The sequence below is a fragment of the Pseudomonas sp. JL27(2026) genome (genome assembly GCF_056933555.1).
This window is the reverse complement of sequence record NZ_CM167794.1, coordinates 1,371,527-1,386,268: the sequence shown is the minus strand read 5'-3', so window position 1 is coordinate 1,386,268 and position 14,742 is coordinate 1,371,527. Positions and strand designations below refer to the sequence as shown.

General features: G+C 59.6%; 14 protein-coding genes. 11 read left to right on the top strand and 3 right to left on the bottom strand.

Annotation, left to right across the window (positions count from 1 at the left end; all coding sequences use genetic code 11):
• The first annotated feature begins 197 nt into the window (after positions 1–197).
• The 6 genes from AC1Z1G_RS06290 to AC1Z1G_RS06265 all read left to right on the top strand — a co-directional run bounded on the left by AC1Z1G_RS06290 (position 198) and on the right by AC1Z1G_RS06265 (position 7,164).
• Complete coding sequence (locus AC1Z1G_RS06290; protein ID WP_483625743.1) at positions 198–2,648, top strand: penicillin acylase family protein; 2,451 nt, start codon at positions 198–200, stop codon at positions 2,646–2,648.
• 324 nt (positions 2,649–2,972) lie between these two features.
• Complete coding sequence (locus tag AC1Z1G_RS06285) at positions 2,973–3,755, top strand: transporter substrate-binding domain-containing protein (protein ID WP_347904478.1); 783 nt, start codon at positions 2,973–2,975, stop codon at positions 3,753–3,755.
• Between the two features lie 58 nt (positions 3,756–3,813).
• On the top strand, positions 3,814–4,542 hold the full coding sequence (locus AC1Z1G_RS06280; protein ID WP_483625741.1) for an ABC transporter permease: 729 nt from the start codon (positions 3,814–3,816) through the stop codon (positions 4,540–4,542).
• On the top strand, positions 4,539–5,249 hold the full coding sequence (locus AC1Z1G_RS06275) for an ABC transporter permease (RefSeq protein WP_483625739.1): 711 nt from the start codon (positions 4,539–4,541) through the stop codon (positions 5,247–5,249). Before AC1Z1G_RS06280 ends, AC1Z1G_RS06275 begins: the two co-directional genes overlap by 4 nt.
• An 18-nt stretch (positions 5,250–5,267) precedes the next feature.
• Positions 5,268–6,386, top strand: a complete 1,119-nt coding sequence (locus AC1Z1G_RS06270) for a succinylglutamate desuccinylase/aspartoacylase family protein (protein WP_483625738.1) — start codon at positions 5,268–5,270, stop codon at positions 6,384–6,386.
• Between the two features lie 13 nt (positions 6,387–6,399).
• Complete coding sequence (locus AC1Z1G_RS06265; RefSeq protein ID WP_483625736.1) at positions 6,400–7,164, top strand: ABC transporter ATP-binding protein; 765 nt, start codon at positions 6,400–6,402, stop codon at positions 7,162–7,164.
• Positions 7,165–7,188: 24 nt separating this feature from the next.
• Here AC1Z1G_RS06265 and AC1Z1G_RS06260 read toward each other — a convergent pair whose 3' ends face one another.
• Complete coding sequence (locus AC1Z1G_RS06260) at positions 7,189–7,398, bottom strand: hypothetical protein (protein ID WP_483625735.1); 210 nt, start codon at positions 7,396–7,398, stop codon at positions 7,189–7,191.
• 107 nt (positions 7,399–7,505) lie between these two features.
• Positions 7,506–8,072 (bottom strand): dCTP deaminase, encoded by a 567-nt coding sequence (gene dcd / locus AC1Z1G_RS06255; protein ID WP_019692149.1) that lies wholly within the window; start codon positions 8,070–8,072, stop codon positions 7,506–7,508.
• A 353-nt stretch (positions 8,073–8,425) separates the two neighbouring features.
• Here dcd and AC1Z1G_RS06250 point away from each other — a divergent pair, with 353 nt between their 5' ends.
• Positions 8,426–8,635: a cold-shock protein gene (locus AC1Z1G_RS06250; protein ID WP_002554837.1), complete on the top strand. Its 210-nt coding sequence runs from the start codon at positions 8,426–8,428 to the stop codon at positions 8,633–8,635.
• Positions 8,636–8,776: 141 nt separating this feature from the next.
• On the opposite strand, the gene AC1Z1G_RS06245 is transcribed toward AC1Z1G_RS06250, so the two are convergent.
• Positions 8,777–9,784: a DUF481 domain-containing protein gene (locus tag AC1Z1G_RS06245; protein ID WP_483625733.1), complete on the bottom strand. Its 1,008-nt coding sequence runs from the start codon at positions 9,782–9,784 to the stop codon at positions 8,777–8,779.
• Between the two features lie 166 nt (positions 9,785–9,950).
• Here AC1Z1G_RS06245 and AC1Z1G_RS06240 point away from each other — a divergent pair, with 166 nt between their 5' ends.
• From AC1Z1G_RS06240 to AC1Z1G_RS06225, 4 genes are all read left to right on the top strand, one after another.
• Positions 9,951–10,301 carry an MGMT family protein gene (locus AC1Z1G_RS06240; RefSeq protein WP_483627768.1) on the top strand — a complete coding sequence of 117 codons (351 nt, stop codon included), beginning with the start codon at positions 9,951–9,953 and terminating at the stop codon, positions 10,299–10,301.
• Between the two features lie 43 nt (positions 10,302–10,344).
• Positions 10,345–11,901 (top strand): AmpG family muropeptide MFS transporter, encoded by a 1,557-nt coding sequence (locus tag AC1Z1G_RS06235; RefSeq protein ID WP_483625731.1) that lies wholly within the window; start codon positions 10,345–10,347, stop codon positions 11,899–11,901.
• A gap of 132 nt (positions 11,902–12,033) precedes the next feature.
• Positions 12,034–13,749 carry a proline--tRNA ligase gene (locus AC1Z1G_RS06230; RefSeq protein ID WP_483625729.1) on the top strand — a complete coding sequence of 572 codons (1,716 nt, stop codon included), beginning with the start codon at positions 12,034–12,036 and terminating at the stop codon, positions 13,747–13,749.
• 17 nt (positions 13,750–13,766) lie between these two features.
• Positions 13,767–14,720 carry a hypothetical protein gene (locus AC1Z1G_RS06225; RefSeq protein WP_483625727.1) on the top strand — a complete coding sequence of 318 codons (954 nt, stop codon included), beginning with the start codon at positions 13,767–13,769 and terminating at the stop codon, positions 14,718–14,720.
• The last annotated feature ends 22 nt before the right edge of the window (positions 14,721–14,742 follow it).

Sequence of the window (14,742 nt, the reverse complement as noted above, 5' to 3'; positions counted from 1 at the left end):
TACAGGCAAGTCATCGAATGCAGCCCATGACGCACCGAGTCACAGCCTGACAGAGGCAGTCCTTTGCTGCGCATGGGCGCGATCAACGCTCATTTATCGGACAAACCTTGAAATAAGCTCGGCCCCCGCTTGCGCGGCCCCCTCCTGCTCACTAACGTAGCGCCTTTACTGACGCTACCCCCCGCAGGAGCTTTGCCATGGCCTCGCCAGCCCTTTCACCTTTTATTCCCCGGTTCGGCGTTGCCGCAGCAGTGGCCAGTGTTCTCGCCCTTAGCGGCTGCCAGACCTGGAACGCCCAGGACAGCCTGCCGCCCACCTCCGGCGTGCAGCCCCTCAAAGGCCTGGCGCAGAATGTTTCGGTTCGCCGCAATGCCATGGGCATGCCGCTGATCGAGAGCAACAGCTTCCACGACGCGCTGTTCACCCTCGGCTACGTCCACGCCAGCGACCGTATCACGCAGATGGTCACCCTGCGCCTGCTGGCCCAGGGCCGACTGGCCGAAATGTCCGGCCAGGACCTGCTCGACGCCGACCGCTACATGCGCGCCGTCAACCTGAAGAAAAGTGCCGGCGAGCTCTACAACGCCTCGTCGCCACGCCTCAAGCGCTTCTTCGAAGTCTATGCCCGCGGGGTCAACGCCTACCTGTTCCGCTACCGCGACAAGCTGCCGCCAGACCTCGCCGCCACCGGTTACAAACCTGAATACTGGAAGCCGGAAGACTCGGCGCTGATCTTCTGCCTGCTGAACTTCAGCCAGTCGGCAAACCTGCCTGAAGAAATTTCCTCGCTGGTACTGGCGCAAACCGTCAGCACCGACAAACTCGCCTGGCTGTCGCCTTCTTACCCGGACGAACAACTGCCGCTGGCCGAGACCGAAAAGCTGCAGGGCCTCAAGCTCAACAGCGCTGTACCGGGCCTGACGCAAATCACCAACGCCACGGGCCAGCTGTCGCAACTCAACTTGCTGGGCGCTACCTCATCGACCAACTGGGCCATCGCCCCGCAGCGCAGTCGCAGCGGCAAAAGCCTGTTGGCCAGTGCCAGCCAGATGCCGATCGGTGTGCCGTCGCTATGGAGCTACGTGCAGATCCGCGCACCGAAATACCAGGCGGCCGGTGTCTCGATTGCCGGGTTGCCTATGGTTCTGAGCGGTTTCAACGGCAAAGTGGCGTGGAGCATGACCGCCGTTCTGGGTGACAACCAGGACCTGTTCCTGGAGAAAATCAAACGCCAGGGCAATGGCCTGAGCTATGAGGTCGGCGGCAAATGGCAGCCGGCAATCGTTCGCAACGAAACTTATTTCGTCAAAGGCCAGCGGCCGATTCGCGAAGCCGTGTATGAAACCCGCCACGGCCCGCTGCTTAACAGCGCCCAAGGCCTGGCACTGGCCAACGGTTTCGGTCTGGCATTGCAGCAATCGAGCTTCACCGATGACAAGAGCCTGGACGCGTTTTTCGACCTGTCCCGTGCCCAGAACGTCGAAAAAGCCTCTGACGCCAGCCGTGAAATCCGTGCCATCGCGCTGAACATGGTGTTCGCCGACGCCAGCAATATCGGTTGGCAAGTCACCGGGCGCTTCCCCAATCGCCGTGAAGGCGAAGGCTTGTTGCCATCGCCCGGCTGGGAAAGTCGCTACGACTGGGACGGTTACGCCGACCCGATGCTCCACCCGTACGACCAGGACCCGGCGCAAGGCTGGCTCGGCACCGCCAACCAGCGGGTCATCCCCCATGGTTATGGCATGCAACTGTCCAACTCCTGGGCGGCACCGGAACGTGGCGAGCGGATGGCCGAACTGGCTGGCACCGGCAAGCACGACACCCGCAGCCTGATCGCCATGCAGTACGACCAGACCACGACGTTCGCCGCCAAACTGAAGAAAATGTTCGACGCGCCGGGCATGTCCCAGCCGCTGAAAAAAGCCATCGACGCCCTGCCCGCTGCGGACGCAGCCAAGGCCCGCGAGGCATTCAGCCGTTTGATGGCCTTCGACGGCAAACTCAGCCCGACCTCGGCCGACGCAGCAATCTATGGGTTGTTCCTGCAAGAAAGCATGAAGCAGATGTTCCTCGACGAACTGGGCCCCGAGTCCAGCCCGGCCTGGAAAGCGTTCCTCGCCAATGGCACGTTGTCGTACTCGGCTCAGGCCGATCATTTGCTGGGGCGCGAAGACAGTCCGTTCTGGGATGATGTACGCACCCCGCAGAAGGAAGACAAACCGGCCATTCTCGCCCGCAGCCTGGCCGCCGCCATCACCGCTGGCGAAAGCCAGATGGGCGCCGATCACAAGGCCTGGCAGTGGGGCAAACTGCACCGCTACGAATGGAAAAACAACCGCGGCCAGACTGTTCGCGGGCCGATGGCCGCGGGCGGCGATCACACCACGCTGAACACTGCCGCCTACACCTGGGGCCAGGACTTCAGCACCACATTGGTGCCTGCCATGCGCTTTATTGTCGACTTCGGCCAGGCCGAACCGTTGATGGGCCAGAACGGCACCGGCCAGTCGGGTAACCCGGCCAGCCCGAACTACCTCAACGGCATCGATCCATGGCTCAAAGGCCAGTACCAGAGCCTGCCGATGCAGCCGCAGAACTTCGACAAGGTCTACGGCAAAACGCGCCTGACGCTGGTGCCGGGCAAGTAACACCTCCGTTTCGCCTTTTTAGCGGCGTTACCACCGCAAACCCGCCACCGCGCTCGCTCTCAAGGAGCGCGGTGGCTGATTTCGGGAAGTTTTCAGCCTCCCGTCGGGTTCCCTCTTCCCACCCCGCCTTGCTCCGCACTGGTGCAATAAATTCAAGACGCCCATTTTCGGGCACGAATCGCCCCAAGACGCTTCTTGAATCATCTTTTAAAACGCCTGTTCGGGACTCTGGTTCGGAAATTGCTACTTTCATTAAGTCTTACGCTTTCCAGTAACAATACTTCTGCGCCACAAGCGCTCATATTGGTTCTTAGGGATTGAATAATGAAAAAAGCATTGCTGACCCTTTCTGCACTGGCGTTGTGCATGGCCGCTGGTGTTGCCACGGCCAAGGAATACAAAGAACTGCGATTTGGCGTTGACCCTTCCTACGCACCTTTTGAGTCCAAAGCCGCCGACGGCAGCCTGGTGGGCTTCGATATCGACCTGGGCAATGCGATCTGCGCCGAACTCAAGGTCAAGTGCAAGTGGGTCGAAAGTGATTTCGACGGCATGATTCCCGGCCTCAAAGCCAATAAATTCGACGGCGTGATCTCGTCCATGACCGTCACCCCGGCCCGCGAGAAGGTTATCGACTTCTCCAGCGAGCTGTTCTCCGGCCCAACGTCGCTGGTGTTCAAGAAGGGTTCCGGCCTGAGCACTGACCTGGCGTCGCTCAAAGGCAAAAAAGTCGGCTACGAGCAAGGCACCATCCAGGAAGCTTACGCCAAGGCCATTCTGGACAAGGCCGGTGTGACCACCCAGGCCTACGCCAACCAGGACCAGGTTTACGCAGACCTGACCTCCGGTCGCCTGGACGCCTCGATCCAGGACATGCTGCAAGCCGAACTGGGCTTTTTGAAGTCGCCACAAGGCGCTGATTACGAAGTCAGCAAGCCGGTCGACGATCCGTTGCTGCCGGCCAAAACGGCTGTCGGTATCTCGAAAGGTAACAAAGAGCTCAAGGCCCTTCTGGATAAAGGTATCAAAGCGTTACACGACGATGGCACCTACGCCACCATTCAAAAGAAACACTTCGGTGATCTGAATCTGTACAGCGGTAAATAACACCCGGCGCCCATCCTCGTGATGGGCGCTTTTTTTACGCTATCAGGTCGCTGATTTTATGTTCGAAGAACTCTTGCAAAACCTGGGGCTCTCCGCTTTCAGCTTGAAGGGCTTTGGCCCGTTGCTGATGCAAGGCACCTGGATGACCATCAAATTATCGGTGTTGTCGCTGTTGGTGGCCGTGTTGCTCGGCCTGCTCGGCGCCAGTGCCAAACTCTCCAGCGCCAAACTGCTGCGAGTGCCGGCCCAGCTCTACACCACGCTGATTCGTGGCGTGCCTGACCTGGTGCTGATGCTGCTGATTTTCTACAGCCTGCAAACCTGGCTGACGTCCTTTACCAACTTGATGGAATGGGACTACATCGAAATCAACCCGTTCAGCGCCGGGGTCATCACCCTGGGCTTCATCTATGGCGCCTACTTCACCGAAACCTTCCGCGGGGCGATCCTTGCCGTGCCGCGGGGCCAGGTCGAAGCCGCCACAGCCTACGGCCTCAAGCGCGGCCAGCGGTTCCGCTTCGTGGTGTTCCCGCAGATGATGCGCTTCGCCCTGCCGGGCATCGGCAACAACTGGATGGTGATGCTCAAGGCCACCGCGCTGGTGTCGATCATCGGCCTCGCCGACCTGGTCAAGGCTGCGCAGGACGCCGGTAAAAGCACCTATCAACTGTTCTACTTCCTGGTGCTGGCCGCGTTGATCTACCTGCTGATCACCAGTGCTTCGAACTTTGTGCTGCGCAGGCTTGAACGCCGTTATGCCGCCGGTGCCCGGGAGGCCGTACGATGATTGAGTTACTGCAGGAATACTGGAAACCCTTCCTTTATAGCGACGGTTACCACATCACCGGCCTGGCCATGACCATGTGGCTGCTCAGTGCCTCGATCTTCATCGGTTTTCTGGTGTCGATCCCGCTGTCGATTGCTAGGGTTTCGCCCAAGCTTTATGTGCGTTGGCCGGTGCAGTTTTACACCTACCTGTTTCGCGGCACGCCGCTGTATATCCAGCTACTGATTTGCTACACCGGGATCTACAGCCTGGCGGCCGTTCGCGCGCAGCCGGTACTCGATGCGTTCTTTCGCGATGCGATGAACTGCACCATCCTGGCCTTTGCCCTGAACACCTGCGCCTACACCACGGAGATTTTCGCCGGGGCGATCCGCAGCATGGCACACGGCGAAGTCGAAGCCGCCAAGGCCTACGGCCTCACGGGCTGGAAGCTTTATGCCTACGTGATCATGCCTTCGGCCCTGCGCCGCTCGCTGCCGTACTACAGCAACGAAGTGATCCTGATGCTGCACTCGACCACTGTGGCCTTTACCGCAACCATTCCGGACATCCTGAAAATTGCACGGGACGCCAACTCGGCGACCTTCCTGACATTCCAGTCGTTCGGCATTGCTGCGTTGATTTACCTGACCGTCACCTTCGCACTGGTCGGCCTGTTCCGCCTCGCTGAACGCCGCTGGCTGGCGTTCCTCGGACCGACTCACTAGCACTAGGACGCTTTACACATGCGCCACCAGATCCATGAACTGCTTGCCCCGCTGCCGGGCACAGCACGACAGATTCACAGCTTTCACTTCGGCCCGAGCCAGGCCAAAGGCAAGGTCTACATCCAGTCCTCGCTGCACGCCGACGAATTGCCCGGCATGCTCGTGGCCTGGCACCTCAAGCTGCGCCTGGCCGAGCTGGAAGCCGCTGGTCGCCTGCACAAAGAAATCGTGCTGGTGCCGGTCGCCAACCCCATCGGCCTTGAACAGGTTGTGATGGACGTGCCCCTTGGCCGCTATGAGCTGGAAAGCGGACAGAACTTCAACCGCTGGTTCGTCGATCTGAGCGAAGAAGTCGGCAACCACATCGAAGAGCTGCTCGGCGACGACCCGCAACATAACCTTGAACTGATCCGCAGCAGCCTGCGCGATGCGCTGGCACGCCAGACCCCCAGCACGCAACTGCAATCCCAGCGCCTGATCCTGCAACAGCTGGCCTGCGACGCCGACATGGTGCTGGACCTGCATTGCGATTTCGAAGCGGTGGCGCACTTGTACACCACGCCGCAAGCCTGGCCGCAGGTCGAGCCGCTGGCCCGCTACCTCGGTGCCGAGGCCAGCTTGCTGGCGACCGACTCCGGCGGCCAGTCGTTCGACGAGTGCTTCACGCTGGTCTGGTGGCAATTGCAGCAACGCTTCGGTGAGCGTTTCGAAATTCCACTGGGCAGTTTCTCGGTGACCATCGAGCTACGCGGCCAGGGCGACGTCAATCATCCCCTGGCGAGCCTCGACTGCCAGGCCTTGATCGACTACCTGACTCACGCCGGCATCATCGAAGGTGAATCCCCAGCCTTGCCCGAACTGCCGTATCCCGCCACACCGCTGGCCGCCGTCGAGCCGGTGGCAACGCCCGTCGGCGGTTTGCTGGTGTACGCCGTGCTGCCGGGGGAATACCTGGAGGCGGGGCAACTGATCGCAGAAATCATTGACCCGATCAACGACCGTGTCACGCCGGTCCATTGCACCCATGCCGGGTTGCTGTACGCCCGTTCGACACGCCGCATGGCCACCGCAGGCATGGTTATCGCCCATGTCGCGGGCACCGAAGCCTATCGCACCGGCTACCTACTTTCGCCTTGAGGATGCACGCCCCATGTACAAACTGACCATCGAAGGCCTGCATAAATGCTACGGCAATCATGAAGTGCTCAAGGGTGTTTCGCTCAAAGCCAAGACCGGCGATGTGATCAGCCTGATCGGCGCCAGCGGCTCAGGCAAAAGCACCTTTTTGCGCTGCATCAACTTTCTGGAGCAACCCAACGACGGCGCCATGAGCCTGGACGGTAAAGAAATCCGCATGATCAAGGATCACCTCGGCATGCGGGTAGCCGACGACGCCGAACTGCAACGCATCCGTACCCGGTTGGCGATGGTGTTCCAGCACTTCAACCTGTGGAGCCACATGACCGTGCTGGAGAACATCACCATGGCCCCGCGCCGGGTGTTGGGGTGCAGCAAAAAGGACGCCGAAGAGCGGGCGCGACGCTATCTGGACAAAGTCGGACTGGCAGCGCGGGTGGCCGATCAATACCCGGCGTTTCTCTCGGGCGGCCAGCAACAGCGCGTGGCCATTGCACGCGCATTGGCGATGGAACCGGAAGTCATGCTGTTCGACGAACCGACCTCAGCGCTGGACCCGGAACTGGTCGGTGAAGTGCTCAAGGTGATTCAGGGCCTGGCGGAAGAAGGCCGGACCATGATCATGGTCACCCACGAAATGAGCTTCGCCCGCAAAGTCTCCAATCAGGTGCTGTTCCTGCACCAGGGGCTGGTGGAAGAAGAAGGAACGCCTGAAGACGTGCTGGGCAATCCCAGGAGCGAACGGTTGCAGCAGTTCCTCAGCGGTAATCTGAAGTAACCCATCGCTCCGGGATACGGGGCATCAGGCAACCGGCGCAGGTGGAGGCTCATCGGGCAGGGTTGGCTCACCCGGCTCGGCAGGTTGTTCGTTGGGGGTGTCGGGGTCGGGTTGACCGGGGATCCCGCCAGCCTGGATGACAGACGGATGCGCCAGCAATGACCAGGCCAGCATGCCCACTTGATTGGGTTCAAGCCTTGCCAGTTCGGCACTTATTCGCGGATCGATCTTCATGAAACACTCCTTGGCGATGGCCCGACCCGCCTTGCGCGAATCGGAGCAGTACACTCCATAGAGTGTACGCTCGCCCGGGAATTCCAACGGTTCGTCAGACGGTTGACTCAGGTGCGCGGCAGGGTCACGCCACGCTGGCCCTGGTACTTGCCGCCACGGTCCTTGTAAGACACTTCGCACTCTTCATCCGATTCGAAGAACAGCATTTGAGCGACGCCTTCGTTGGCGTAGATCTTGGCCGGCAGCGTGGTGGTGTTGGAGAACTCCAGTGTTACGTGACCTTCCCACTCGGGTTCCAGCGGTGTCACGTTAACGATGATCCCACAGCGAGCATAGGTGCTTTTGCCCAGGCAAATCGTCAGCACGTTACGCGGGATGCGGAAGAACTCGACGGTACGGGCCAACGCGAACGAGTTCGGCGGGATGATGCACACGTCGCTTTTAACGTCGACGAAGCTTTTCTCGTCGAAGTTTTTCGGATCGACGGTTGCCGAGTTGATGTTGGTGAACACCTTGAATTCATCGGCGCAACGCACGTCATAGCCATAGCTCGACACACCGAAGGAAATCAGCCGGTCGGCGCCTTCGCCACGCATCTGGCGCTCTACGAAGGGCTCGATCATGCCGTGCTCTTGCGCCATGCGGCGAATCCACTTGTCCGATTTGATGCTCATGGCGGGTGTCCTGAATAGCGAGGTGGAAAAAATCTGTCCGGCATCTTACCGGGGCGCGCCGCCGGTTCAAAGTCCGCGGCACAATTCTCGCCCGCCCCTCACGATTTCCGGGGCTTTGCCGCTATAGACCTCACCGTCAGTCATGAAAACAGAGAAACCTTCGCAAAGACCATTGGCACGTTCAGGAAAAAGGGTTAAGGTGGCGCCACTGTGCTGCTTGTGTCACTGAGAATCTCTACACGATATGTTGAATTTCGATCCAACCATCTACAAGAATTTTTCCTGCTCTTTGCACTCAGTCTCGGCCAGGGTTCTTCCTGAGTCGCAGTTATCTTTGTTCAAGGAGTTACACCATGTCTAATCGCCAAACCGGTACCGTTAAGTGGTTCAACGATGAAAAAGGCTTCGGCTTCATCACTCCACAATCCGGTGACGACCTGTTCGTTCACTTCAAAGCTATCCAATCCGACGGCTTCAAAAGCCTGAAAGAAGGCCAACAGGTTTCTTTCATCGCTACCCGCGGTCAGAAAGGCATGCAAGCTGAGGAAGTTCAAGTTATCTAACTTGTACTGATCCAGTAAAAAACCCCGCCCTTAAAAGCGGGGTTTTTTTGTGCCTGTGTGTTTTTGCCCTACTCGCCGGGCAAAGCCTGAATGCCGCGGACGGCATCACACCCGCCCGCGATCAAATCAAGGGCAACAGACTTACCAGGTCACACCAAACCCTGCGGTATAACGGGTCTTGCTCAGGTCACTGTCCTCAGTGCCGCTGATAATATCCCTCTCGGCCTTGAGATTAAGCGAAGCCCATTCGGTGACCTTGTAACGCAAGCCCACCTCGGCATCGGCCGCATAATCCGCCACCCCCGACAGCGGCTTGCCGAACTCCCCGTTACTGAACAGCTCTACGGTCTTGCCGATGAGGTAACGGTTGTAGTCCCACTTCATCGCCAGGGAATAGAAGTTGTCCTTGCCGCCATCCTTGTACTCATAGTCAGTTCGGTTCAGCAACGAACCGAGGGAGAACGCGCCCAGCTCATCATCCCAGAACTGATAGCCGGGACCGGTGCCCACAGTGCGCTGACGAGAAAGCTCCTCGACCTTGTCGCGCTTGTAGGTCAAACGCCCCTGCCAGAACCACTTGTCGGTAATAAAACGGTCGAGCGCATATTCCGCACGCCAGTTGTCAGCGGTGACCACATCGTCCTGGAACTCGCGGTTGTACTCACCCTGTGCCGTGTGCCGCCACTTGCCATGGCGCGCCGAGGTTTTGAAATCGATGTCGTAATCGTCGGTGTCTTTTTCTGCCCGCTTGTAGTCCAGCGCAACATCGACGTTACCTTTCCACACCAGATCTTCAAGCACCGGCTTGGGCTTGAGAATTTGCTGAATGCTCGCCAACTCCACGGTTTTCGGCGCCTCGCCATTGGCCAGGGTGACCTTGCCGTCATCGGCGGCATGCAGTGACTTGGCCTTCTCACCGGTGTAGGCATCCTGCTTGACCAGCAACTCCTGATCGCTCTCCAGTGTCTTGACCTCTTTCCAGTCGATCGCAATGGCGCCCGCATACGTGGTCTGAATCAACAATTTACCGCCATCAAACACCTTGATCTTGCCACTCAGGCGATCACCATTTTTCAACCAGACGGTATCGGCAAACGCAGAGGTGGAGGCACTGACGACAGCGAGGCACAGCAGGGTTCTGGACAACATAAGCAAGGGCAAGGCTCAATTTCGCGGAAAAAGGCGGCATTATCCCTATGGGAAACGCCTTAGCAAGGACTGACCCGTGGTTTTGTGTTGAGTTCATTTCTCATTCACTCGCGCAGGGTTTACCTTATAGATGGCTACACACACTCTTTCAGGAAGCACCGACGTGATGGACCCGCCCCACGCCCCCCAAAGCCCGGCGGAGATACGCCGCACCGCGCTTTATCTGACCCTGGCCCAAGTTCCGGAAGGCAAAGTGGTGAGTTACGGCCAACTCGCCGAATTCGCCGGCCTGGGCCGAGCGGCGCGCTGGGTCGGACGCACCCTGAGCCAGTTGCCCGGCGACACCACACTCCCCTGGCACCGGGTACTCGGGGCGGGCGGGCGAATCAGTCTGCCAGCGGGCAGCGCTTCGGGCGACGAACAACGGACACGATTGCGAATGGAAGGCATCAGTATCCTGAACAATCGTGTTGATATTCAGCGCCATGGCTGGCGTCCGGTAGAGCACAGCGGTTAGAGTGCGCGCTTTGTTTTCGCAATTTTGAGGCAGACTCCAGCCCATGCCCCGTAAAACCTGGCGCGCCGCGCTCGCCGCCTATGCCAGCCCCTCGACGCTCGTGCTGCTACTGCTGGGTTTCGCCGCAGGCCTGCCTTACATGCTGGTGTTTTCAACGCTGTCGGTCTGGTTGCGCGAGGCCGGCGTGGCGCGCGAAACCATCGGCTATGCAAGCCTGATCGGCCTGGCCTATGCCTTTAAGTGGGTGTGGTCACCGCTGCTCGACCAATGGCGCCTGCCATTGCTCGGCAAGCTTGGTCGACGCCGCTCCTGGCTGGTCCTGTCACAGATACTGGTGATCCTCGGACTGATCGGCATGGGTTTCTGCGACCCGCAAAAACACCTGTCCTGGCTGATCGCGATTGCGGTCGTGGTGGCCTTCGCCTCAGCCACCCAGGACATTGCTGTCGATGCCTATCGCCTGGAAATTGCCGACGACACGCGCCAGGCCGCACTGGCCGCCAGCTACATGTCCGGCTATCGGGTCGCCGCGCTTCTGGCGACGGCCGGCGCACTGTTCTTTGCCGAAGGTTTCGGCTCCACCGGGTTCAACTACAAGCATTCGGCCTGGACCGGCACTTACGTCCTGTTCGGCCTGTTGATGGTCCCCGCATTGCTGACCAGCCTGTTCATGCGTGAACCACCGGTCCCGCTGCGCACCCAGCTATCTGCCGGGCGCTACAGCTTTGTGCACCAACTGGTATCGGTGTTCGTCCTGATCGTACTGCTGGTTTCCGTACCCGCAATGTTTACCCAGCTCTACAACACCGACTTCGCCAGCGTGCTGTTCGAAGGCCAGAGCCTGCTCGACCTGCTGCTTGAAGATCGCGCCTTCCTGCGCGCCATCCTCTACATCACCCTGACCGCCCTGTGCCTGTCGACCATGGGCCGGCGTGGCCTGGCGCCCGTGCTGACACCGGTCAACGACTTCATTCTGCGTTACCGCTGGCAGGCCTTCCTGCTGCTCGGGCTGATCGCCACTTATCGGATGTCCGATACGGTCATGGGCGTGATGGCCAACGTGTTCTACATCGACCTGGGCTTCACCAAGGATCAGATCGCCGGCGTCAGCAAGATCTTCGGCCTGATCATGACCCTGGTCGGTGCCGGCATGGGCGGCCTGCTGATCGTGCGCTTCGGCATTCTGCCGATTCTGCTGATCGGCGGGATAGCCTCAGCGGGCACTAACCTGCTGTTCGTGATGCTCGCCGACATGGGCGCCAACCTTAAGATGCTGATTGTTACCATCTCGCTGGACAACTTCAGCTCCGGCATGGCCACCTCGGCGTTTGTCGCCTATCTGTCGAGCCTGACCAACCTCAAGTTCTCCGCCACCCAATACGCCCTGCTCAGCTCGATCATGCTGCTGTTGCCGCGCTTGATTGGCGGCTACTCCGGGGTCATGGTGGAGAAATTCGGTTATCACGACTTTTTCATCATCACGGCACTGCTCGGCGTACCGACCCTGCTATTGATCGCCCTGCACTGGTTCCAGGAAAGTCGCCGCGAAGGTCCGACGCCCACGCCAGAGCCTGTAACGACGCAGGTTGCAGAAAAGTAGCCGCAAACACCGGAGGACGCGGGAGCTTTCCCGCCCTCCCCCTCGCAGCCGGCCGCAAACCTGTACGCCAGTGGATCTCGCCCGTACAATGCTCCGTCATTTCTCGTCATCAGCAACCGACAACGGCCTACCATGCGCACCAGTCAATATTTGCTCGCCACACAGAAAGAAACGCCATCCGACGCGGTCGTGATCAGCCATCAGCTGATGCTGCGCGCCGGCATGATTCGTAAACTTGCTTCGGGCCTGTACACCTGGCTGCCGATGGGCCTGCGGGTCATGCGCAAGGTTGAAGCCGTCGTTCGTGAAGAAATGAACGCCGCCGGCTCTCTCGAAGTGTTGATGCCGAGCACCCAACCGGCTGAGCTGTGGCAGGAATCCGGGCGCTGGGAAGAGTATGGCCCTGAGTTGCTGCGCTTCAAGGATCGTCATGGTCGTGACTTCTGCGCCGGCCCGACCCACGAAGAAGTGATCACTGACCTGATGCGCAACGAGTTGAGCAGCTACAAACAGCTGCCAATCAACCTGTACCAGATCCAGACCAAATTCCGCGATGAAATCCGCCCGCGCTTCGGCTTGATGCGTGGCCGCGAGTTCATCATGAAGGACGCCTACTCCTTCCACGCCGATCAGCCTTCGCTGCAGGTCACCTATGACCGCATGCACCAGGCGTACTGCAACGTCTTCACCCGCCTGGGCCTGAAGTTCCGCCCTGTTGAAGCCGACAACGGCTCCATCGGCGGTGCCGGCTCCCACGAGTTCCACGTGCTGGCCGAGTCCGGCGAAGACGACATCGTCTTCAGCAACGGCTCCGACTACGCGGCAAACATCGAAAAGGCCGAAGCCGTGCCGCGTGAAACCTCGCGCGCTGCTCCGACCGAAGCACTGCGCCTGATCGACACCCCGAACGCCAAAACCATCGCTCAACTGGTGGAAGGCTTCAACCTGCCGATCGAAAAAACCATCAAGACCCTGGTGGTGCACGCTGAAGAAGCGGGCAAGCTGATCGCGCTGGTCATTCGTGGCGACCACGAACTCAACGAAATCAAAGCCGCCAACCAGCCAGGGGTTGCCAGCCCGCTGGTCATGGCTTCCGATGCCGAACTGCGCGACGCCATTGGCGCCGGCGCCGGCTCTCTTGGCCCGCTGAACCTGCCGCTGCCTATCATCATCGACCGCTCGGTCGAACTGATGAGCGACTTCGGCATCGGTGCCAACATCGACGACAAACACTACTTCGGCGTCAACTGGGAGCGTGATCTGCCGGTTCCAACCGTGGCCGACCTGCGTAACGTCGTTTCCGGTGACCCGAGCCCGGACGGCAAAGGCACCCTGGAAATCAAGCGCGGCATTGAAGTCGGTCACATCTTCCAGCTGGGCAACAAATACAGCAAAGCGATGAAGTGCGAAGTACTGGGTGAGAACGGCAAGCCAGTCACCCTGGAAATGGGCTGCTACGGCATCGGCGTGTCCCGCGTGGTGGCTGCGGCTATCGAGCAGAACAACGACGACAAAGGCATTATCTGGAGCGACGCCCTCGCGCCATTCCAGATTGCCCTGGTGCCACTGCGCTACGATAACGAGCAGGTACGCGAAGCCACCGACAAGCTGTACGCCGAACTGACGGCCGCAGGTTTCGAAGTGTTGCTGGACGACCGAGACAAGAAAACCAGCCCGGGCATCAAGTTCGCGGACATGGAACTGATCGGCATTCCTCACCGGATCGTGGTCAGTGACCGCAGCCTCGCCGAAGGCAATCTGGAATACAAGAGCCGTACCGAAGCCGAAGCGCAAGCGCTGCCGGTCGCAGACGTACTGTCTTTCCTCCAGGCCCGTATCCGCCGCTGACACCAGATAGAGACGTCATGTTCAAGCGAAACACCTTAAACCTCGGGGGCGCCGCCTTGTGCGGCACCCTGCTGCTGAGCGGCTGCGCCAATCACATGTCGCAACGCAGCGAACACGAGGAACGTATCGAGCGCAAATTGCTCGATCACAGCCTGCAGATCGATGTTGGTGACCCTAAGGTGCTTGAGCTGCCTCAACGCCGGGTGCGGATCCATGAGCAGAAGACCTTCGAAGTCACCGAATTCGAAGTGACACGCCGCTATGACCGCTACACGCCCTACCAGCCCTGGCGGGAACTCTATGAGATCCCGCTGGGCGCGGTAGCCGTGGTGGCGGGTGTAGGCGCGAACGTGGTCAACATCTTCGCCCTTGGCAACCTGCCGGACAGCGTGACTCATGACTGGATCAACTACGGCTTTGCCGGGCTGAACCCGTTCATGAACGTGCAATCCCATGGTCGCGCCCAGCAAAACCTGGCGGGTATCGATGAAGTCCAGCGCGACAAGCGCATGGACTATTCAAGCCTGCCGTGGAGCGAGCGCCCGGTGCAGGTCAAGGCAGGCAAAAACACCTTCGACCTGACCACCGACCGCAATGGCGTGCTTCGCTTGAACCTGCTGGACAGCCCATTCGCCGACCAGAACCTTAACCACATCGGCAAGCTGCAGATCAGTGTCGAAGATGCTCAGGACGACGTACATACCGACTCGACCCTGGCCATCAGCAGCACGTTACGCGGCAAGCTGCTCGAAGCCCACGGCCTGATTTACGACGACCTGGAAGATGACGAAGTGAGCCAGTGGGTTCACCGGGTCAAACGCTTGTCGGAGCTGGGCCTGGAAGAAGAAGCCAGCGAGCTGGAACAAAGCCTGATCGAACTGACCCGCAACGATCCCGAACTGCAAAGCGAGTTCCTGAAGTCCTTGACCAAGGATGCCGGGCGACTGGTGGCTGATCCGGGACCGAATTAAAAGCAAAAAGCTTCGCGAGCAA